We start from the raw sequence: 18,327 nt of genomic DNA on the forward strand, positions 1-18,327 counted from the left end.
GACGCCGACGGCGGCGGGCGGAACGCAAAGGGCCGGTATTATCGAGTCGCCGCCTGCGACTTGCAAAGCCGCGCGCTCAGCGCGCGGATGCGGCCGTGGGCATCGGCAGCAGCTTGGCCGGGTTCACCGGCTTGCCGCTGCGGCGGATCTCGAAGTGGAGCATCGGCCTGTTCTCGGGACCGCGCCCCATCGTCGCGATCGGCTGGCCGGCCGTGACCACATCGCCTTCCTTGACGTGGCGCTGCGCGTTGTAGCCGTAGGCCGACAAAAACAGCTCGTCGTGCTTGATGATGATCAGCTCGCCGTAGCCCTTCAAGGCATTGCCGCTGTAGACCACGCGACCGGGCGCCGCAGCGAAAATCGGCTGGCCATCGCTGCCGCCGAAATCGATGCCGCGATTGCCACCCTCGCCGAAACCGCGGATCACGCTGCCGGCGGTGGGCAGGCCCCATCGATAACCGCCGACGGCGGTCTGCGGCGGCTCCTCGGGCGCAGGCGGCATGCGCGGCGGCGGACTGTCCGGACTGGCCGCGCGCGGCTTGCCGATGGCGACGTCGTCGATGCCGACCGACTCGATCTCGCCGGTGACGATGCGCTCGCGTTCGACCACGACGCCGGGCTTGGGCTTGAGCCGCAACACCTGTCCCGGATAGATCAGATAGCTGGGGCCGATGTCGTTCCAGCGCGCGAGCTGGCGGTAGTCGAGCTGGTTGCGAAAGGCGATCGAGTACAGCGTGTCGCCGCGCACGACGACGTACTCGTCGGCGCCGGCGACGCGCTCGGGGACCACGACCGTGCGTTCCTCCTCCCACGTCGACCAACCGGCGCAGCCGCCGAGCACGACGGCACAGGCGAGGGCGACGCCGCGCATCAACGACTGACTTGCCATATCAGCAATCCGAGCACCAGCAGCACCAGCACGATCCAGCCGATCGCATCGACGTACGCTCGCAGCTTCGGCTCGATGCGCGGACCGAGTACACGCACCAGGCCGGCGACGAGAAAGAAGCGGCCGCCGCGACCGATCAAGGAGCCGAGCAAAAATGGCAGCAAGGCCATCTGCGCACCACCGGCCGAGACGGTGAAGATCTTGTACGGTATCGGCGTGAAGCCTGCGGCAAACACCGCCCAGAAGCCGTAGCGCTCGAACCAAGTCGTGGCCTGCTCATAGGCGGGCAGATATCCGAGACGCTCGATCAGCGGCAAGCTCGCGTCGAGCAAAAAGTAACCGATGCCGTAGCCGAACAAGCCGCCGATCACCGAGGTCACCGTGGTCAGACCCGCCAGTGCCAGCCAGTCGCGCGGGCGCGCAAGCGTCATCGGCGCCAGCATCACGTCTGGCGGTATCGGAAAGAACGAGGACTCGGCGAGGCTGACCGCGCCCAGGTACCAATTGGCGCGGCGATGCCGCGAGGCACGCATGGTCCAGTCGTAGAGCCGAGCGAACAGGCGCATCAATGCTTGCCCGGCAACAGCGGCACGAAGCTGACGCGCCCCAGATCCTGCTCATGGATGCCAGCGCCGCGACGCTCGATCAGCCTCAGGCTTTGCGCACCTTGCATTCCCACCGGAATCACCAGGCGACCGCCGGGGGCGAGCTGGCTGATCAGCGCCGGCGGCACGGCATCGGCTGCGGCGGTCACCAGGATGCCGTCGTAGGGCGCGTACGGCAGCCAGCCGTTGATGCCGTCGGCATAGCCGAAATGCACGTTGCGATAGCGCAGCGCCGCGAGCCGGCGACGCGCTTGCTCGGACAACGGCTTGATCCGCTCGACGGTGAACACCGTCGGCACCAGCTCGGCGAGGATCGCCGTCTGATAGCCGCTGCCGGTGCCAACCTCGAGCACGCGCTGCGGCTTGCGGCCGCGCAGCAGGGCCATCGTCATCATCGCCACGACCAGCGGTTGCGAAATCGTCTGCGCATGGCCGATCGGCAGCGCGTTGTTCTCGTAGGCGCGGCTCTTGAGCGCATCGTCGACGAATTCGTGGCGCGGCACCTTGGCGATCACGGCGAGCACACGTTCGTCGTCGATCCCCTGCCGGCGCAGCTCGTCGACCAGGCGCTGCTGGGCGCCGGCGAGCATGGCTCCGCCTGCGGTCTGCGGCATCGGACGCGGCGCGTTCACAGGCCCTGGGCCCACTCGCCGAGTTGGCGCAGACTGGCGTGCCGCGTCAGATCGACCAGCAGCGGCGTGATCGCGACACGGCCCTGCGCAATGGCATGAAAGTCCGTGCCCGGACCGCAATCGGCCTCGGAACCGGCAGCGCCGATCCAGTAGATCTTTCGGCCGCGTGGATCCTTGGATTCGAACACGTCTTCGGCGCGGTGACGATTGCCCAGGCGGGTGACCTCGAAGCCGCGAAGCTCGTCGAAAGGAACATCGGGCACGTTCACGTTAAGAATCGTATCGCCGGGAAGCGGCGCCGCCTGCAGGCGCTCAACCAAGCGCAGGGTCACACGAGCGGCGGTGTCATAGTGGCGCGGCGTGATGGACACGTTCGACACCGCGATTGCCGAATAGCCCAGATGCCGCCCCTCCATCGCCGCCGCCACCGTACCCGAGTACAGCGTATCGTCGCCGAGATTGGCGCCGGCATTGATACCGGAGACGACCATGTCCGGGCGAGTCTCCAAAAGGCCCGACAACGCCAGGTGCACGCAGTCGGTCGGCGTACCGTCGATGCACAGGGTGCCGTCGGCGTGGCGCTGCACGCGCAGCGGGTGCATCAGCGTCAGCGAATTACTGGCGCCGCTGCGGTTGCGGTCGGGGGCCACCACGGTAACCTCGTGCCGAGTGCGCAGCGCATCGCGCAGGCACAGAAGGCCCGGCGCCATACAGCCGTCGTCGTTCGAAAGTAGGATTTTCATGGGGGCGAATCGATTCGTGTAAGTTTATCAGCCCCGATGCCCATCAGCCTGGATCACGGGCGGTTGAGGCTGCGGCACCACGCCGCTGCGAGGCATCGGGCGGCCGCCGGCTCGCCGGGGCCGAACGGGTGATCCTGCACTGGAGATAGCCGTGGACGAGGAAGTCAAGCTATTCCGACACGCCATGCGCGGCGTGCGCCGGCTGCCGCCGTCGGATCGCACCGCTGCCCACGCCCCCCGGCCGCCGCCGGGTGCGCGCCAGCGCGAAGCCGACGACCGCGAGGTGATCGCTTCACTGCTCACCGAGCCCGACCCGGACGGACTCGAACACGGCGAGACGCTGCAGTTTCGCGCCCCCGGCGTCCAGGACGGCGTGCTGCGCAGGCTGCGTCGCGGCCACTACCGCATCGAGCGCGACCTCGACCTGCACGGCATGAACCGCGCCCAGGCCCAGCATGCGGTCAGCGTCTTTCTCGCCGACTGCGCAGCGCGCGACCAGCGCTGCGTGCGCATCGTCCACGGCAAGGGCAACCGCTCACCGAACAGCGGCCCGGTACTCAAGCGCCTGCTCGACGGCTGGCTGCGGCGTCGACGCGACGTACTGGCCTATTGCAGCGCGCGCCCGGTCGACGGCGGCAGCGGCGCGATCTACGTCTTGCTGCGTGCGGCGTAGCGCACGCGCGCTTACGGCAGGGAACCGCCCGCGGCTTCGACCCGTAGCGGATTGAGTTCGAGCGCGAGCTGGTCGAGCAACCGGTAAAAGCGCGCCGCACCGGACATGCGCGCGATCTGCAGGCCACCCTGCAAGGCGGCGCCGATCTCGACTGCCTTGTCGAGCGCATCGCCCTCGAAATGCAGCTCGCCGTCGCGCCGCCCCTGCTCCAGCGTCGCACAAAGCCAATCCTGCACGTCGCGCATCAGCAGGCGTATCTCCAGGCGCATCGGCTCCGGCAGCGTGCAGAACTCCGCAGCCAGCGCGCCACCAGGGCACAGCAGGCAGTCGTCGCTGGATTTGCGTTCGGCGAGATAGGCTCGGTAAGTCGAAAAGTAGGCCTGCAGCCGCGACCAGGCGTCGAGCTGCGCCGGCAACGCGGCCACCCACTGTGCGAAACGCTCGCGGTAGCGCCGCACCAGCGCCACGCCGAGATCCTCCTTGGCGGGAAAGTGGTAGTGGATCGCGGCGTTACGGATGCCGAGCTGCACGGCGATGTGCTGATAGGCGAAGCCGCCATAGCCGCGTCGCTGCAGCAGCTCCTCGGCGCATTCGAGTATCGCCTCGCGCGTGTCGCGGCGACTCCAGCGGCGACCTTTGTCTGCTTGGGCTTCGGTGGCGGCGTGCAGCATCGGCTGAGTGTAGTCCCGCAGGATGCGGCGCGCTAGACGCGTTGCAGCAACACGACGGCGTGCGCGGCGATGCCTTTGCGCGCGCCGATGGCGTCCATGCCTTCGTTGGTCGTCGCCTTGACGTTGACCTGATCGGCCGTCGTGCCCAGCTCGGCCGCGAGCGCCGCACGCATCGCATCGACGTGCGGCGCGACGCGCGGCACCTGCGCGATCAAGCAGAGGTCGGCGTTGACGACGGCATAGCCGGCGGCGCACACCCGCCGCATCACCTCGGCGAGCAAGCGACGGCTATCGATACCCTTGAACCGCGGGTCGCTGTCCGGGAACAGGCGTCCGATGTCACCGCCGCCGATCGCACCGAGCAGCGCATCGCACAGCGCGTGGATCAGCACGTCGCCATCTGAATGCGCGACGATGCGGTACGGACAGGCGATGCGCACGCCGCCCAGCGTCACCCCGTCGCCGGCTTCGAGTCGGTGCGTGTCGAAGCCGTGACCGATACGTAAGGCGTTCATGGCGCTTGCTCCTGCCGCGCGAGCCAGAAGTCGGCGAGCCGCAGATCCTCCGGGAACGTGACCTTGATGTTGGATTCGCGCCCACGCACCAGGCGCGGCTGCACACCGGCGCGCTCCATTGCGCTCGCCTCGTCGGTGACCTCGATGCCGGCGTCGATGCTCTCGCGCAGCGCCGCGCGCAGCGCCTCCAGACCGAACAACTGCGGCGTCTGCGCGCGCCAGAACTCGCGACGATCCAGGGTTTCGACCGAGCGGTTGTGCTGGCTGCGTTTGAGCGTGTCGGTCAGCGGCAGCGCCAGCAAGCCGCCGTGGCGCTCGTCGGCCTCGTCGCGCAGACGCTCGATGTCACTGCGCGCCACGCAGGGGCGCGCGGCGTCGTGCACCAGCACGCGCACGTCGCGAAAGCCGCGGCTGTGCTCGGCGACGACGGCCAGACCGGCGAGCACCGACTCGGCACGTGCGGCGCCGCCGATCGCGGTGTGCACGCGCGGATGGCGCGAGAGCGGCAGCCGCGCGTACTCGCCATCGTTACGCGCCAGCACGAGAACGACGCCATCGATCCAGCCGAGATCCAGAAACGGTGCGACGCTCCATTCGAGCAGAGTCCGCGCGCGCAGCTCGACGTACTGTTTGGGGCGCCCCAGGTTCATGCGCGTGCCGCCACCGGCCGCCGGGACCACCGCCCAGTAGCGCGTCACACCGTTGCGTGCCTGCCGGGTCACGGCCGCATCAACCCCGCGGGCATGGCTGCACGATCAGGGATTGACGACGAGGTAGAAGGTCTCGCCGTCCTTGATCATGCCCAGGGTCGTGCGCGCCCGCGCCTCGATCGCGGCCGTGCCTTCGCCCAGATCGCGCACCTCGGCGTCGAGCGCGGCATTACGCGCGCGCAGCACGTCATTTTCGTCGCGCATCGCTTGCGCTTGCTGCTTGAGTCGGTGGGTGTGGGCGATGCCGCCGTCGGCGATCCACAGCCGCCACTGCAGCGCCAGCAAGAGCAGCATCAACCCACCGAGCGCGACGCGACTGGCCATCATCACTACAAGGCCACCGGAAACGCGGACGCCCCCGGATAGCGCGCACGGCTGCCGAGCTCGCGCTCGATGCGCAGCAACTGGTTGTACTTGGCCATGCGATCCGAGCGACACAGCGAGCCGGTCTTGATCTGCGTGGCAGTGGAACCCACGGCGATGTCGGCGATGGTCGCATCCTCGGTCTCGCCCGAACGATGCGAGACGACGCTGGAGTAACCGGCGACGGTCGCCATCTCGATGGCATCGAGCGTCTCGGTGAGCGTGCCGATCTGGTTCGGCTTGATCAGGATCGCGTTGGCGATGCCCTTGGCGATGCCTTCGGCAAGGATCTTGGTGTTGGTGACGAACAGATCGTCGCCGACGAGCTGCACCTTGCCTCCGAGCTTGTCGGTGAGGACCTTCCAGCCCTTCCAGTCGTTCTCGGCGCAGCCATCCTCGATCGAAATGATCGGGTACTTCGCGCACAGCCCGGCGAGAAACTCGGCGAACTGCTCGGAGGTGAACGACTTGCCTTCGCCGTGCAGGTGGTACTGCCCTTTGTCGTAGAACTCGCTCGACGCCACGTCCAGGCCCAGGTAGACGTCCTTGCCTGGTCTGTAGCCGGCCTTGGCGATGGCATCGACGAGACAATCGAGCGCCGCGGCGTTCGACGGCAGATCCGGGGCGAAACCGCCCTCGTCGCCGACCGCAGTATTGAGCTTCTTGGCCTGCAGCACCTTCTTGAGGGTGTGGAAGATCTCGGCGCCGCAGCGCAGCGCCTCGGAAAAGCTCGCTGCGCCGACCGGCAGAATCATGAACTCCTGAATGTCGACATTGTTGTCGGCGTGTGCGCCGCCGTTGATCACGTTCATCATCGGCACCGGCAGCGTGCGACTGCCGAGCCCGCCCAGATGCCGGTACAGCGACACGCCCTTCTCGGCGGCCGCGGCCTTGGCCGTCGCCAGCGAGATCGCGAGAATCGCATTGGCGCCGAGCTTGGCCTTGTTGTGCGTGCCGTCGAGCGCAATCATCGTCGCATCCACGCGCGCCTGGTCCTGCGCGTCCAGGCCGATGATCGCCTTGGCCAGCGGCCCTTCGGCGTTCTTCACTGCCTTTTGCACACCCTTGCCGAGGTACCGGGCCTTGCCCTTTGCGGGCGCGCCGTCGCGCAGCTCGACCGCCTCGCGCGTGCCGGTGGAGGCACCGGAGGGCGCCGCGGCGATGCCGCGCGCGCCGGAGGCGAGCGTGACGCAGGCCTCGACCGTCGGGTTGCCGCGCGAGTCGATGATTTCCAGAGCGGTTACGTTTGTAATGGCAGACATCGGCTTATGGCTTTCCTTTCACGACGACGAAATCCGTCCGCAGACGAACGCACGGGCGCGCTGAACCGGATGCGGGATCCGTGTTCATCCGCCCCGGTCTGCGGACAATTGTGCTTCGAGCATCCCGCTGGCCTTCACCGTGCGGTCGAGCTCGACCAGCGTCGTCAACAGTGACTCGATGTACCCGAGCGGCAGCGAGTTGGGTCCATCGCACAGTGCCTGGTCCGGACGCGGATGGGTTTCCATGAACACACCGGCGACGCCGGCGCCGACGGCGGCGCGCGCCAGCACCGGAATCATCTCGCGCATGCCGCCGGAGGCGTGTCCCTGCCCGCCCGGCAGTTGCACGGTGTGGGTGCTGTCGAAGACCACCGGTGCGAACTTGCGCATGATCGCCAGGCCGCGCATGTCGGCAACCAGGTTGTTGTAGCCGAAGGAAAAGCCACGTTCGCACAGCAGGAATTGATGGGGGGCGACGGCCGTCATCTTGTCGATGACGTTGCCCATCTCCCACGGCGACATGAACTGGCCTTTCTTGACGTTCACGGGCCGGCCGGTGCGCGCGACGTTCTGCATGAAGTTGGTCTGCCGGCACAAAAAGGCCGGCGTCTGGATCACGTCGACGACGCTGGCGACCTCATTGAGTGGCGTATCCTCGTGGACGTCGGTGAGCACCGGCACGCCGATCTGCCGCTTGACGCTCTCCAGGATCTCGAGGCCCTTCTGCAGGCCGGGGCCGCGGTAGCTCTGGTGCGAGCTGCGGTTGGCCTTGTCGAAAGAGCCTTTGAAGATATACAGCACGCCCAGACGCTCGGCGATCGGCTTGATATGCCCGGCCACTTCCAGCGCCAGGGCTTCCGATTCCAGCGTATCGGGACCGGCGATCAGGAAGATCGGCGCGGTGCCGCCGACGTCGCGCCCGAGCAGCTTCATGCGACCTTCGCCGCGGCGTCGGCCGCGCTCTGGTGGGCCAGATGATGCTCGCGCGCCGCGCGCACGAAGCCCTCGAACAGCGGATGGCCGTCACGCGGCGTCGACGTGAACTCGGGATGGAACTGGCAGCCGATGAAGAACGGATGCTGGGGTAGCTCGATCATCTCGACCAGCTCGTTCTCGACCGATTCGGCGACCAGATCGAGACCGGCATCGGCGAGGCGTTGCTTGTAGTTGTTGTTGAATTCGAAGCGGTGGCGATGTCGCTCGTTGATGATCTCGGCATTGTACAGCGCGCGCGACTTGGAGCCGGCCTTGAGGCGGCAGGCCTGGGCGCCCAGGCGCATGGTGCCGCCCTTGTTGGACTCCAGCGTGCGCGTGTGCAGGCGCCCTTGGGCATCGCGCCATTCGGTGACCAGTGCGATCACCGGATGCGGCGTCTTCGGATCGAACTCGGTGCTGTGTGCCCTCTCCAGGCCACAGACGTTGCGCGCGAACTCGATCACCGCGACCTGCATGCCCAGGCAGATGCCGAGGTAGGGAATGCGGTTCTCGCGCGCGTAGCGTGCGGCCAAGATCTTGCCCTCGATGCCGCGCTCGCCGAAGCCACCGGGCACGAGGATGGCATCGACACCCTGCAGGGCGCGCAGACCTTGCGTCTCCAGCGTCTCCGACTCGACGTAGCGGATCTTGACCCGCGTCGCGGTGTGCATGCCCGCGTGGTGCAGCGCCTCGTTGAGCGACTTGTAGGCGTCGGCCAGATCCACGTACTTGCCGACCATGGCGATCTGCACGTCGATGTCCGCCGACAGGCGCGCCTCGACCAGGCGCTCCCAGGCGGTGAGGTCGGCCTTGCGACATTCGAGCCCGAAGTGCTGCACGACCAGATCGTCGAGGCCCTGCTGGTGCAGCCAGCCGGGAATCTTGTAGATGTCATCGACATCGACGGCGGCGATCACCGCCTTGTACGGGACATTGGTGAACAGCGCGATCTTGCGGCGTTCGCCGTCGGGCAAGGGCCGTTCGGTGCGGCACACCAGCACGTCCGGCTGGATGCCGATGCCGCGCAATTCTTTGACCGAGTGTTGCGTCGGCTTGGTCTTGAGCTCGCCCGAGGCCTTGACGAAGGGCACCAGCGTCAGATGCATGTACAGGGCATGTGAACGCCCCAGCTCGACCCCCATCTGGCGGATCGCTTCGAGAAACGGGAGCGACTCAATGTCACCGACGGTGCCGCCGATTTCGACGATGCAGATGTCGGCGCCGGCCGCACCCTTGAGCACGCTGGCCTGGATCTCGTCGGTGATGTGCGGAATCACCTGGACGGTCTTACCCAGGTAATCGCCGCGACGCTCCTTGTCGAGCACGTTGCGATAAACCTGGCCGGTGGTCAGGTTGGACCAGCGCGTGGTCTTGCCCCGCAAGAAGCGCTCGTAGTGCCCCAGGTCCAGATCGGTCTCGGCGCCGTCTTCGGTGACGAACACCTCGCCGTGCTGGAACGGGCTCATCGTCCCGGCATCCACGTTGATGTACGGGTCGAGCTTGATCATGCTGACCTTCAAGCCCCGCGATTCGAGGATCGCGCCCAGCGACGCCGCGGCGATGCCCTTGCCCAGTGAAGACACCACGCCCCCGGTCACGAAAATGTATCGCGTCTGATGCGGCGCGTCGGCCATGGGACATAACGGCGGTGGGTTTCGCGAATTTTACGTGAGCTTCGCGCGTTCACTCAATTGGATACGCGCCGCGACAGATACAAGCGGCCGCGATGTCGGCGCACCTCACCGTCCCCGCACACCAGCAGCGGCGTGGCATCGCCGCGTGCGCGCAGCACGCTGCGCTCCAGTTCGGCGTACCAGGACTGCGGTGGCGGCAGAAGACCGAGCGCGCACCAGCGGTGATAGATCAGGTTGCGGCGCCGCTCGGCCGTAAGCCTCAGCAGCGCGGCGACGTCGAGCGCATCACCGTCGGCGCAGCGCGCGGCGTCCTCGTCCGCGAGCTGCGCCAGCAGGCGCTCGGCGCCCTGTGCGTGCGCCGCCAGCTTGGCGAGCTGCGTCGGTGCCGACGGAAAGTGCGCAGCCAAAAGCGGCATCACCTGCCGGCGTAGGAAGGCGCGGGTATAACGCGGATCGTCATTGTGCGGATCCTCGATCCAGTCGATGCCGCGCTCGCGCGCGATCTCGCGCAGCCGTGCGCGGCTCACCGCGAGCAGCGGCCGCCACAGCAGACCCTCGCCCAGCGGCTCGGTCGCCCGCATCGCGCCCAGACCGGCGATGCCGCAACCGCGCAGCGCCCGCATCAGCACGGTTTCGGCCTGATCGTCGCGATGATGTGCCAGCGCCAGCACGTCGCCGGCGCGCAGCAGCGGCACGAAGGCCGCGTAGCGCGCCGCGCGCGCCGCCGCCTCCGGCCCCTGGGGATGACGTCGGTCCGGTGCCACACGCAGCACGCGCAGCGCGATCCCGCGCATCCGACAGAAGCGCCGGCAATGGCGCGCCCAGTCGTCGGCCGGCTGCTGCAGGCCGTGGTGCACGTGCACGGCACGCACCGGCAGGCCGCAGGCGTGCAGCAGATCGAGCAGAACGGCGGAATCGCAGCCGCCGCTGTAGCCGACCCAGAGGCGCCCACGAGGCCCGAGCGGCGGCGGCGGCAGCTTGAGCGCCGGCACGACGCTGCGCTCAGCGTGTGATGGTGAACGCGCCGTATGCCAAGAGCCTGTCGTAGCGCGCCGCCAGCAGCTTGCTCATCGGCTGTTGGCACAGCCGCTCGAGGTTGGCTTTGAGCTTTTGCTTGAGCGCGTTCATCATCGCCGTGGCATCGCGGTGTGCGCCCCCGAGCGGCTCGGGCACGATTTCATCGATCAGCTTGTGCTGATACAGATCGCTGGCCGTGATGCGCATCGCCTCGGCCGCCTCGGGCGCGCGACTGGCGTTCTTGAACAGGATCGACGCGCAGCCCTCGGGCGAGATCACCGAATAGATGCTGTACTGGAGCATCATCACGTGGTCGGCGACGCCGAGCGCGAGCGCACCGCCGGACCCGCCCTCGCCGATCACCGTCGCCAGCACCGGCGTGCGCAGCCGCGACAGTTCGAACAGATTGCGCGCGATCGCCTCGGATTGGTTGCGCTCCTCGGCACCGATACCCGGATACGCGCCCGGCGTGTCGATCAAGGTCAAAAGCGGCAGACTGAACTTCTCGGCCAGCTTCATCAGGCGCAGCGCCTTACGATAACCCTCGGGTTTGGGCATGCCGAAGTTGCGGAACACGCGCTCCTTGGCGTCGCGGCCTTTCTGCTGTCCGATCACGACCACCGCGCGCCCGTCGAGGCGCGCGAGGCCGCCCACGATGCTCGGATCGTCGGCGTAGTGACGATCACCGTGCAGCTCTTCCCATTCGGTGAACAGCGCCTTGATGTAATCGAGCGCATACGGCCGCTGCGGGTGGCGCGCCACCTGGGCGATCTGCCACGGTGTCAGCCGGCTGAAGATCTGTTCGGTGAGCTCGCGGCTCTTGATTTGCAGGCGCTCGATCTCCTCGGTCAGGTTGACGCCCGAGCCAGAGGTGGCGAAGCGCAGCTCCTCGATCTTCTGCTCGAGTTCCGCGATCGGCTGCTCGAATTCCAGGTAGTTCAGGTTCATGGAATGCCTTTGACGCTCCCCGAGCCGGTCCGCAGGGCGGCTCGGCTACTCGTCATCGTCGGTTCCGCCAGCCGCCGTCGCGTAGCGACGCTCGCCGGCCGGAGCCACGTACTTGCGGAACGAGACTTTAGCGCAGTCCTCACCCAGTAGTCGGCGCAGTTCCTGCAGCAGCGTGTCGTCCAGGCGCAAGCGCCACTCGCCCGGAAAATCGAGCACACAGGCGATCGCACCGTTTTGATACAAGACCTCGGTGCTCAACCCATCCGGTACGCGCCGCGGCATCAGCATGCGCCGCAACGCCATCACGTCGCCGGCCGGCCGCGTCCAGGTCAGTGTGAGCCGGTGCGCGTAGTCCCGCAGGATCTGGTCGAGTCCATAAAACTCCGGCGCGTACAGCCTGGGTTCCGGATCCCGTCCCTCGCGCGGCGGCGACAGGCCGATCTCGCCCAGGACGAAAACCAGGGAGTCGGCCTTGACCGCGGCCTGCATCGGCTCGAACTCCTCGGCGTCGATCCAGCACGACAGCTCACAGCCGGCGTCCTCGACCGTCACCCGGTAGCTGGCACGCGCACTACGCCCTTCTGCGGCGGGATCGCCGCGGAAGAAGCGTAGGTCCTTGACCCAGGCGGCGAACAAGACCTTGTTGCGTGGCTGCCAGCCATTGCGGCCTGAGGCGGGCGCACTGGGCAACTGCTGCCGCAGCAGCTCGGGCAGCCGGCCGCTGCACACCTGCTCGATGAGCTCGGCATGGGCATCGAGCGGATGACCGGACTGGTAAAAGCCCAGGGTCTCGCGCTCGCGCGCCAAGCGCTCGCGCAGCGGCCATTCCGGTTCGACTTCGAGCTCGATGCCGCCCGGCGCCTCGATCGCGTTGGCGACCGAGCCGAACAGGTCTTCCTGGCCGGTGCTGGCCTGCTGCGCCGCGGCCTCGGCGACCTGCAGGGCCTTGGGTAGGTTGCGCAGCAGCGTGGCGCGATTGGGCCCAAGGCCGTCGAGTGCGCCGGAGAAGATCAGCGCTTCGAGTACACGCTTGTTGGCCTTGCGCGTGTCGATGCGCTTGCAAAAGTCGAACAAGTCGCGGAATGCTCCGCTGCGGCTGCGCTCGGCGAGAATGCCTTCGAGCATGCCCTCGCCGACGCCCTTGATCGCCCCCAGACCGTAGCGGATCTGGCCCGGCGCCGGCACGGTGAAGCGGATCTCGCTCTGGTTGATGTCCGGCGGCAATACCTGCAAACCCATGCGCAGGCATTCCTCGCGCATCGCCACCACCGAGTCCGGATGCGCCATCTCGCAGGACAGCACCGCGGCCATGAACTCCGCCGGGTAATGAGTCTTGAGCCACGCCGTCTGGTACGACACCAGGGCGTAGGCCGCGGCGTGCGACTTGTTGAAGCCGTAGTTGGCGAACTTCTCCATCAAGTCGAAGATCTTGCCGGCAGTCTGGGCATCGACTCCGCGCGCGACCGCACCGTCGGTGAAGATCTGACGCTGCTTGGCCATCTCGTCGGGCTTCTTCTTGCCCATCGCGCGGCGCAACAGATCGGCGCCACCGAGCGTGTAACCGGCAAGGCGCTGCGAGATCTGCATCACCTGTTCCTGGTAGACGAAGATGCCGTAGGTCGGGGCCAGCACCGGCGCCATGTCGGGATGTAGGTATTCCACCGGCGCGTCGCCGCGCTTGCGCGCGCAGTACTCGGGGATCAGCTCCATCGGCCCCGGCCGGTACAGCGAGACCAGCGCGATGATGTCCTCGAAGGTATCGGGCTTGAGATCGGTCGAGGCGCGCTGCATGCCCGGCGATTCCATCTGGAACACCGCGCCCGTGCGGCCCGAGGCGTAGAGCGCATAGGTCTCGGCGTCGTCGAGGGGTAGCCGGAGCATGTCGATGCGCTCGCCGCATCGGCGCGCAATGTTCGACACCGCCTCCTCGATCACCGTCAGCGTCTTGAGGCCGAGAAAGTCGAACTTGACCAGCCCGACCATCTCCAGATCCTTCATGTCCAGCTGTGTGCGCATGCCCCCGCCACCGGGCTCGCAGAACAGCGGCGCGTAGTCGGTCAGCGGCTGCGGCGCGATGACCACGCCGCCGGCGTGCACGCCGACGCCACGCGTGATGCCTTCGAGCGCAAGCCCGAGATCGAGCACCGCGCGCGTGTCCTCCTCGGCCTCGTAGCGGCGCTTGAGCTCCGGCACGGTCTCGATCGCCTCGGCCAGCGTCGCGCCGGGGGTCGCCGGCACCAGCTTGGCGATCGAGTCGCCGAAACCGTAGCCGTGACCAAGCACGCGCGCGACATCGCGCACGACGCCGCGCGCCGCCATCGTCGCGTAGGTGATGATCTGACCGACACGCTCGCGTCCGTATTTGTGCGTGACGTAGTCGATCACGCGGTCGCGGTTGTCCATGCAGAAGTCGACGTCGAAGTCGGGCATGGACACGCGCTCGGGATTGAGGAAGCGCTCGAACAGCAGGTTGTACGGCAGCGGGTCCAGATCGGTGATACGGATCGCATAGGCGACCAGCGAACCGGCGCCGGAACCGCGGCCGGGGCCCACCGGGCAGCCATTGCGCTTGGCCCACTGGATGAAGTCGGACACCACCAAAAAGTATCCGGCGAAGCCCATTTTCTCGATGATGCCCAGTTCGTAGTCGAGCCGCTCGAGATAGACCTCGGGCTCGGCGGCGAGCCCTGACGCCGCCCGGCGCTCCTCGAAGCGTTCCTTCAGACCCGCGTGCGCGCGTTGGCGCAGCCATGAGTCCGTACTGTGCCCGTCCGGCACCGGGAAGTTCGGCAGATGGTACGGCGGCGCGAAATTGAGCGTCAGCGAACAGCGGCGTGCGATTTCGACGCTGTTGCGCAAGGCCTCGGGGATGTCGGCGAACAGCTCGGCCATCTGCGCCGGTGACTTGAGGTACTGCTCGGGGGTGTACTCGCGCGGCCGGCGTTCATCGCCGAGCACGCGCCCCTGGGCGATACACACGCGCGCCTCGTGCGCATCGAAGTCGGCGGCGTCGAGAAAGCGCACGTCGTTCGTCGCCACCACCGGCACGCCGCTGTGCCGCGACAGCGCACAGGCCGCATCGACCCAGTCCTCGTCGCCCGGCCGGCCGCAGCGGGCGATCTCCAGATACAAGCGTTGCGGAAAGATCGCCTGCAGCGCTTGCAGGTGCGCCAGCGCGGCGTCGACCCTATCGTTGCGGGCCGCACGAAACACGCCGCCGTCGCGGCCGCTGAGTGCGATCAGACCATCGGCATGCGCGGCGAGCCAGTCCCAGCGGATCAGCGGCTGGCCGCTGGCCTGACCTTCGGTGTAGCCGAGCGAGATCAGGCGCGCGAGGTTCGCATAACCGGTCTGGTTCTGTACCAACAGGGTCAGACGCTCCGGCCCCTCCTGGACGATCCGTTCCTCCAGTGACAGGTCGACGCCGACGATGGGCTTGATCCCGTGCTGCTCCGCAGCCTTGTAAAACTTCACCATCGCGAACAGGTTGTTGCGATCGGTGATGGCAATCGCCGGATATCCCAGCTCTGCGGCGCGTGAAGTCAGGGTATCGCCGACACCGCCGCCTTTGCGCTTGGGCGGCTCGACGCGCACGATGCCGTCGGTCAGCGAAAACTCGGTATGCACGCGCAAGTGGACGAAATCGCTCATGCGCGCACCGTCAGATCGAGCGAGCCCTGCTTGCACGGCGCGAAGCTCATGCGATGAATCGGGCTCGGACCCAGTCGGCGCAGCGCCGCCAGATGCGCGCGCGTGCCATAGCCCTTGTGTTGCGCGAAACCATAACCGGGGTGGCTGCGGTCGAGCGCGCACATCGCGCGGTCGCGCGCGACCTTGGCGAGGATGCTCGCCGCCATGATCGCCGGTTCGAGCGCATCGCCGCCGACGATGGTGCGCACGGGGCAGGCCAGCGGCGGCGCCTGGTTGCCGTCGACCCAGGCCTCCTGCGGCGGCCTGCGCAGGCCGGCGACCGCGCGCTGCATCGCCAGCCAGGTTGCACGCAAGATGTCGAGCGAATCGATCTCAGCCGCATCGGCCCAGGCGATGCTGCGGTCGATCGCGCAGGCGTGGATTTCGTCGAACAAGACCTCGCGTCGAGCCGCCGACAGCTTCTTCGAATCCTTGAGGCCCGGCGGTATCCGCGCGCCGAACACCACCGCCGCCGCATAGACCGGACCGGCCAGACAGCCGCGCCCGGCTTCGTCGATACCGGCGATGGCGCCCACCGGCAGCGTGGACTGCCCGGCGCTCGGCAGCTCGCACCGCGGCGCTGTCCCGCTCATGCCGGATCCAGCATGGCATCAAGGATCTGCGCGGCGCGCGCGCCGGCATTGCAGCGCAAGCTGGCGCGTACCGGCACGAAGGCATCGAGCTGGCGCGCGCGCAGCGACGGTTCGCGCAACAACGCGAGCAGCTCGTTCGCCAGCGCCAGCGGCGTCGCCGCATCCTGCAATAGCTCCGGCACGACCGGGGCCGCGCACAAGAGGTTCGGCAGGCTCACATGGCGGGTCTTGAGCAAACCCAGACGCAGCATCAAGAACGCCGTCAGCGCACTGCCGCGGTAGGCGACCACCATCGGCCGCCCGGTCAGGAGCGCCTCCAGCGTCGCCGTGCCCGAGGCAACGAGCACCGCATCGCCGGCGCGCAGGGCCGCGCGCGAATCGCCGTCGATCAGCGTCCACGGCAGCGCCGGTGCGTGCTTTGCGATCGCGCGCTCGATGCCGGCGCGCAGCGCGGGCTTGGCCACCGGCGTGATCGCGTGAAGATCCGGCAGCACGCGATGCAGCGCCGCGGCCGCCTGCGCGAACACCGGCGCCAGATAGCGGATCTCGCTGCCACGGCTGCCTGGCATCACCGTCAGCAACGGGCCGCCGGACGGCAGCGCCAGCGCTCGGCGCGCGGCGGCGGCGTCCGTGTCCGCCTCGATCTCGTCGGCGAGCGGATGGCCGATGTAATCCGCGGCCACGCCGTGCCCGGCGTACCAGTCCGGCTCGAACGGGAACAGACAAAGCATGCGCTCGACCGCGCGCGCGATGGTCTTGACCCGACCGGCGCGCCACGCCCACACAGTGGGACTGACCACGTGCACCGTGCGCAGGCCGGCTTCCCGCAGGCGCCGTTCGAGGCCCAGGTTGAAATCCGGCGCATCGATGCCGACGACCAGATCCGGACGTTCGCGCAGCAGGCGCTCGGCCAGCGAGCGACGCAGCCGCAGCAACCGTGGCAGTTCGCGCAGCACCTCGGCGAGCCCCATGACCGACAGCGCCTCGATCGACTCGATGGCCTGGCAGCCGGCGGCGACCATGCGCGGACCGGCGACGCCATAGCAGTGCACGTCGGCTCGTCGCGCGCGCAAGGCGCGGATGATCGCGCCGCCGAGGATGTCGCCGGAGATCTCGCCGGCGATGAAGGCGACGCGCGGCGCGGCGCGTGTCATCGCGACAGCGCGCGCTTCGATGACTCGATGAAGGCGAGCATGCGGCCCACGTGCGGTGAGCGCTTCGCCATCTCGGCCAGCCGCAGCTTGACCTCGCTCATGAGCGCGCCCGATAGATAGATCACCTTGTAGGCGTCCTTGATCGCCTCGATGTCCTGAGCCGTGAAGCCGCGGCGCTTCAGACCCTCGGTGTTGATGCCGCGCGGACGCGCCGGCTGGCCCTCGGCGATCACGAACGGCGGCAGGTCACGCAGCACGACCGCACCGCCACCGGTATAGGCATGCGCGCCGATGCGACAGAACTGGTGTACCAGCGTATAGCCGCCGAGACCGACATGGTCTTCGACGGTCACGTGCCCGGCCAGCGTCGTGCCATTGGCCAATACCGTCTGCGAGCCGATTAGGCAGTCGTGCGCGATATGGCACTGCGCCATGATCCAGTTGTCGTCGCCGACCCGGGTCAGGCCCTGCTCCTTGAGCGTGCCCCGCTGGATGGTCACATACTCGCGGATGGTGTTGCCGTTGCCGATCTCCACGCGCGTGTCGTCGTCGTGGCGTGCCGTCTTGTCCTGCGAGATCTCGCCGAGGGAGGCGAACTGGAAGATCCGGTTGTCACGGCCGATCGTCATCGGACCGCGCAGCACCACGTGCGGCCCGATCCAGGTATTGGCCCCGATGCGCACACCGGCACCGATCACCGTGTACGGGCCGACTTCGACGGTATCGTCCAGTTCGGCCTCGCGATCGACGATCGCCGTGGGGTGGATGCGACTCATGTGTCCGTGGTGGTATCGCGGCCGGCGTTCTTGAGTGCGCACATCATATCGGCCGCGCAGGCGAGTTCGCCGTCCACGCTGGCCTGCGCCTTGAACTTCCACAGATCGCGTTTTTGCTTGTCCAGCTCGACGCGAAAACGCAACTGGTCGCCCGGCACCACCGGCCGCTTGAAGCGGCAGGCGTCGATGCCGGCGAAGTAGAGGATGAACCCCGAATCCTTGCGCACGCCGGATTTTTGGATCGCGAGAATGCCGCAGGCCTGGGCCATGGCTTCGAGGATCAGCACGCCCGGCATCGTCGGCAGCCCCGGGAAATGACCGGGGAAGAACGGCTCGTTGTAGGTCACGTTCTTGATGGCCGTGAGCACCCGCCCATCGTCCTCGATCGACAGCACCCGATCGACCAGCAGGAACGGGTAGCGGTGCGGCAGCAGGTTCAGAATCTCGCCAATATCGAGCATCGTTCCAGACATCGCC

19 protein-coding genes are annotated in these 18,327 nt (G+C 67.6%); 1 reads left to right on the plus strand and 18 read right to left on the minus strand.

The features are described from left to right. Positions 1 to 76 precede the first annotated feature (76 nt). Genes ABSH63_RS09435 through surE form a run of 4 tightly spaced genes read right to left on the minus strand, consistent with a single transcriptional unit; the run spans position 77 to position 2,869 of the window. Complete coding sequence (locus ABSH63_RS09435; protein WP_352889279.1) at positions 77 to 889, minus strand: peptidoglycan DD-metalloendopeptidase family protein; 813 nt, start codon at positions 887 to 889, stop codon at positions 77 to 79. After that, complete coding sequence (locus tag ABSH63_RS09440; protein ID WP_352889281.1) at positions 871 to 1,455, minus strand: YqaA family protein; 585 nt, start codon at positions 1,453 to 1,455, stop codon at positions 871 to 873. The genes ABSH63_RS09435 and ABSH63_RS09440 overlap by 19 nt, the downstream gene beginning before the upstream one ends. Then, on the minus strand, positions 1,455 to 2,108 hold the full coding sequence (locus tag ABSH63_RS09445) for a protein-L-isoaspartate(D-aspartate) O-methyltransferase (RefSeq protein WP_352889282.1): 654 nt from the start codon (positions 2,106 to 2,108) through the stop codon (positions 1,455 to 1,457). Before ABSH63_RS09445 ends, ABSH63_RS09440 begins: the two co-directional genes overlap by 1 nt. Positions 2,109 to 2,122: 14 nt before the next feature. Further along, positions 2,123 to 2,869 carry a 5'/3'-nucleotidase SurE gene (gene surE / locus ABSH63_RS09450; protein ID WP_352889284.1) on the minus strand — a complete coding sequence of 249 codons (747 nt, stop codon included), beginning with the start codon at positions 2,867 to 2,869 and terminating at the stop codon, positions 2,123 to 2,125. A gap of 151 nt (positions 2,870 to 3,020) precedes the next feature. Between surE and ABSH63_RS09455 the strand changes: the two genes are divergently transcribed. Continuing rightward, positions 3,021 to 3,542: a Smr/MutS family protein gene (locus ABSH63_RS09455; protein WP_352889285.1), complete on the plus strand. Its 522-nt coding sequence runs from the start codon at positions 3,021 to 3,023 to the stop codon at positions 3,540 to 3,542. 11 nt (positions 3,543 to 3,553) lie between these two features. Here ABSH63_RS09455 and ABSH63_RS09460 read toward each other — a convergent pair whose 3' ends face one another. The 14 genes from ABSH63_RS09460 to fabZ all read right to left on the minus strand — a co-directional run bounded on the left by ABSH63_RS09460 (position 3,554) and on the right by fabZ (position 18,311). Then, positions 3,554 to 4,213, minus strand: coding sequence for a TetR/AcrR family transcriptional regulator (locus ABSH63_RS09460; RefSeq protein ID WP_352889287.1), 660 nt, complete (start codon positions 4,211 to 4,213; stop codon positions 3,554 to 3,556). Between the two features lie 32 nt (positions 4,214 to 4,245). Continuing rightward, positions 4,246 to 4,728 (minus strand): 2-C-methyl-D-erythritol 2,4-cyclodiphosphate synthase, encoded by a 483-nt coding sequence (gene ispF / locus ABSH63_RS09465; RefSeq protein ID WP_352889288.1) that lies wholly within the window; start codon positions 4,726 to 4,728, stop codon positions 4,246 to 4,248. Continuing rightward, positions 4,725 to 5,450 (minus strand): 2-C-methyl-D-erythritol 4-phosphate cytidylyltransferase, encoded by a 726-nt coding sequence (gene ispD, locus ABSH63_RS09470; protein WP_352889290.1) that lies wholly within the window; start codon positions 5,448 to 5,450, stop codon positions 4,725 to 4,727. The genes ispF and ispD overlap by 4 nt, the downstream gene beginning before the upstream one ends. Before the next feature lie 33 nt (positions 5,451 to 5,483). Continuing rightward, on the minus strand, positions 5,484 to 5,762 hold the full coding sequence (locus tag ABSH63_RS09475; RefSeq protein WP_352889291.1) for a septum formation initiator family protein: 279 nt from the start codon (positions 5,760 to 5,762) through the stop codon (positions 5,484 to 5,486). A 5-nt stretch (positions 5,763 to 5,767) separates the two neighbouring features. Further along, the gene (gene eno / locus ABSH63_RS09480; RefSeq protein ID WP_352889293.1) at positions 5,768 to 7,063 is read right to left on the minus strand and encodes a phosphopyruvate hydratase; all 1,296 of its coding nucleotides are present in this window, start codon (positions 7,061 to 7,063) and stop codon (positions 5,768 to 5,770) included. An 84-nt stretch (positions 7,064 to 7,147) separates the two neighbouring features. Then, positions 7,148 to 7,996 carry a 3-deoxy-8-phosphooctulonate synthase gene (gene kdsA, locus ABSH63_RS09485; protein WP_352889295.1) on the minus strand — a complete coding sequence of 283 codons (849 nt, stop codon included), beginning with the start codon at positions 7,994 to 7,996 and terminating at the stop codon, positions 7,148 to 7,150. Beyond that, complete coding sequence (gene pyrG / locus ABSH63_RS09490) at positions 7,993 to 9,672, minus strand: CTP synthase (protein ID WP_352889296.1); 1,680 nt, start codon at positions 9,670 to 9,672, stop codon at positions 7,993 to 7,995. Before pyrG ends, kdsA begins: the two co-directional genes overlap by 4 nt. Before the next feature lie 53 nt (positions 9,673 to 9,725). After that, complete coding sequence (tilS, locus tag ABSH63_RS09495; RefSeq protein ID WP_352889297.1) at positions 9,726 to 10,664, minus strand: tRNA lysidine(34) synthetase TilS; 939 nt, start codon at positions 10,662 to 10,664, stop codon at positions 9,726 to 9,728. A 10-nt stretch (positions 10,665 to 10,674) separates the two neighbouring features. Further along, entirely contained in the window at positions 10,675 to 11,637 is a 963-nt protein-coding gene (locus tag ABSH63_RS09500; protein ID WP_352889298.1) for an acetyl-CoA carboxylase carboxyltransferase subunit alpha, read from the minus strand. A 45-nt stretch (positions 11,638 to 11,682) separates the two neighbouring features. Next, positions 11,683 to 15,288: a DNA polymerase III subunit alpha gene (dnaE, locus tag ABSH63_RS09505; RefSeq protein WP_352889300.1), complete on the minus strand. Its 3,606-nt coding sequence runs from the start codon at positions 15,286 to 15,288 to the stop codon at positions 11,683 to 11,685. Further along, entirely contained in the window at positions 15,285 to 15,920 is a 636-nt protein-coding gene (rnhB, locus tag ABSH63_RS09510) for a ribonuclease HII (RefSeq protein ID WP_352889301.1), read from the minus strand. The genes dnaE and rnhB overlap by 4 nt, the downstream gene beginning before the upstream one ends. Continuing rightward, positions 15,917 to 17,074: a lipid-A-disaccharide synthase gene (gene lpxB, locus ABSH63_RS09515; RefSeq protein WP_352889303.1), complete on the minus strand. Its 1,158-nt coding sequence runs from the start codon at positions 17,072 to 17,074 to the stop codon at positions 15,917 to 15,919. Before lpxB ends, rnhB begins: the two co-directional genes overlap by 4 nt. Continuing rightward, positions 17,071 to 17,850 (minus strand): acyl-ACP--UDP-N-acetylglucosamine O-acyltransferase, encoded by a 780-nt coding sequence (gene lpxA, locus ABSH63_RS09520; RefSeq protein ID WP_352889304.1) that lies wholly within the window; start codon positions 17,848 to 17,850, stop codon positions 17,071 to 17,073. The genes lpxB and lpxA overlap by 4 nt, the downstream gene beginning before the upstream one ends. Beyond that, entirely contained in the window at positions 17,847 to 18,311 is a 465-nt protein-coding gene (gene fabZ / locus ABSH63_RS09525; protein ID WP_352889385.1) for a 3-hydroxyacyl-ACP dehydratase FabZ, read from the minus strand. Before fabZ ends, lpxA begins: the two co-directional genes overlap by 4 nt. Between the last annotated feature and the right edge of the window lie 16 nt (positions 18,312 to 18,327).

Origin of the sequence: Sinimarinibacterium thermocellulolyticum (genome assembly GCF_040327995.1) — a bacterium.
Classification (GTDB): Bacteria; Pseudomonadota; Gammaproteobacteria; order Nevskiales; family Nevskiaceae; genus Solimonas; species Solimonas thermocellulolyticum.

What these genes read in the sequence shown, in the direction of transcription:
- eno (WP_352889293.1), bottom strand. Translation starts at nt 7,063, where the DNA reads ATGTCTGCCATTACAAACGTAACCGCTCTGGAAATCATCGACTCGCGC.
- pyrG (WP_352889296.1), bottom strand. Translation starts at nt 9,672, where the DNA reads ATGGCCGACGCGCCGCATCAGACGCGATACATTTTCGTGACCGGGGGC.
- ABSH63_RS09440 (WP_352889281.1), bottom strand. Translation starts at nt 1,455, where the DNA reads ATGCGCCTGTTCGCTCGGCTCTACGACTGGACCATGCGTGCCTCGCGG.
- ABSH63_RS09445 (WP_352889282.1), bottom strand. Translation starts at nt 2,108, where the DNA reads ATGCCGCAGACCGCAGGCGGAGCCATGCTCGCCGGCGCCCAGCAGCGC.
- ABSH63_RS09475 (WP_352889291.1), bottom strand. Translation starts at nt 5,762, where the DNA reads ATGGCCAGTCGCGTCGCGCTCGGTGGGTTGATGCTGCTCTTGCTGGCG.
- lpxB (WP_352889303.1), bottom strand. Translation starts at nt 17,074, where the DNA reads ATGACACGCGCCGCGCCGCGCGTCGCCTTCATCGCCGGCGAGATCTCC.
- fabZ (WP_352889385.1), bottom strand. Translation starts at nt 18,311, where the DNA reads ATGCTCGATATTGGCGAGATTCTGAACCTGCTGCCGCACCGCTACCCG.
- dnaE (WP_352889300.1), bottom strand. Translation starts at nt 15,288, where the DNA reads ATGAGCGATTTCGTCCACTTGCGCGTGCATACCGAGTTTTCGCTGACC.
- surE (WP_352889284.1), bottom strand. Translation starts at nt 2,869, where the DNA reads ATGAAAATCCTACTTTCGAACGACGACGGCTGTATGGCGCCGGGCCTT.
- ABSH63_RS09435 (WP_352889279.1), bottom strand. Translation starts at nt 889, where the DNA reads ATGGCAAGTCAGTCGTTGATGCGCGGCGTCGCCCTCGCCTGTGCCGTC.
- ispF (WP_352889288.1), bottom strand. Translation starts at nt 4,728, where the DNA reads ATGAACGCCTTACGTATCGGTCACGGCTTCGACACGCACCGACTCGAA.
- rnhB (WP_352889301.1), bottom strand. Translation starts at nt 15,920, where the DNA reads ATGAGCGGGACAGCGCCGCGGTGCGAGCTGCCGAGCGCCGGGCAGTCC.
- ABSH63_RS09500 (WP_352889298.1), bottom strand. Translation starts at nt 11,637, where the DNA reads ATGAACCTGAACTACCTGGAATTCGAGCAGCCGATCGCGGAACTCGAG.
- kdsA (WP_352889295.1), bottom strand. Translation starts at nt 7,996, where the DNA reads ATGAAGCTGCTCGGGCGCGACGTCGGCGGCACCGCGCCGATCTTCCTG.
- lpxA (WP_352889304.1), bottom strand. Translation starts at nt 17,850, where the DNA reads ATGAGTCGCATCCACCCCACGGCGATCGTCGATCGCGAGGCCGAACTG.
- ABSH63_RS09460 (WP_352889287.1), bottom strand. Translation starts at nt 4,213, where the DNA reads ATGCTGCACGCCGCCACCGAAGCCCAAGCAGACAAAGGTCGCCGCTGG.